The organism is Halorubrum sp. AJ67 (assembly GCF_000513435.1).
On the sequence record NZ_CBVY010000002.1, the window covers coordinates 337,118 to 338,027 of the forward strand.

Here is a 910-nt window from a genome sequence, read left to right on the forward strand (position 1 = left end):
GTCCCGCACTACGAGGCGGAGTACGACGACACCTACGAGCGGAGCGTGGCCGAAGAGTTCGGTCCCGAACTCGCGTACGCGCTCACCCGCACGAACTGCTTTCACGAGGAGTACAAGCGCTCGCTGCTGAGCGCGGCCGAGACCGCGGTCCAAGAGCGTGAGGCGTTCCTCGACGCGCTGGAGTCGGAGATCGAGTCGGTCGAGCGCGCGCGGTCCCGTCTCGATCCGATCCGCACGGAGATCGAGGCGATCGAGGGCGAACTCGGCGGCGGGGAGGGCGATAGAGCGACCGCTGGCGACGACGAGGGGAAGAAGGGGACCGCGGACTTCGGCGCGCTCGACGCTTGCCGGACCCGGACCGAGGCGCTCCGCGAGGACTGCGACCGGATCGCGGCCCGCCGTCAGCGCGTGCTCGCGGACCACGAGCGCCGCCTTGCGCTGGGCGACGATCTCGATTTGCCCGTGTACTGCTATCAGGACCTCGACGTGACGTATCCGGTCCTCGCGGCCGTCGCCGCGGTCGGCGACCGCTTAGATGCGCTCCGCCGCCGGATCGAGAGCGAGATGGGTCGATCGCGCTGATATATCCGTTCGGACTGAGTCGACGCCTCGACCGCTCGGCTGTACGATGCTGTTTTTGTTTATAAACGAGCGATCGACACGAACACCACCGAAGCCCCAGCCGGGAGGCGGACAGACGCTCGCTGCGCTCCTCGTCGCTCGTTTCACTCGCTCCTGCGGTGCTTGCGTCGCCTCTGTCCGCCTCCCGGCTGCCCCTTCGAGTCCCGCCCCGCCCCGCACAGCGACAGCACCTCACGCCTCCCCAGCCTCGTCGGCGGCTCCCGTTGGTCGCCGCCGACTCCCTCGCGCGGCGCTGCTTCGCGGCCGCCGGTGGCGGCCGCTCGCAGGC

At 69.7% G+C, this 910-nt stretch carries 1 pseudogene; it reads left to right on the plus strand.

The window, feature by feature from the left end:
- Positions 1–582: pseudogene (locus BN903_RS03395) on the plus strand (hypothetical protein); the annotation flags it as partial.
- Between the last annotated feature and the right edge of the window lie 328 nt (positions 583–910).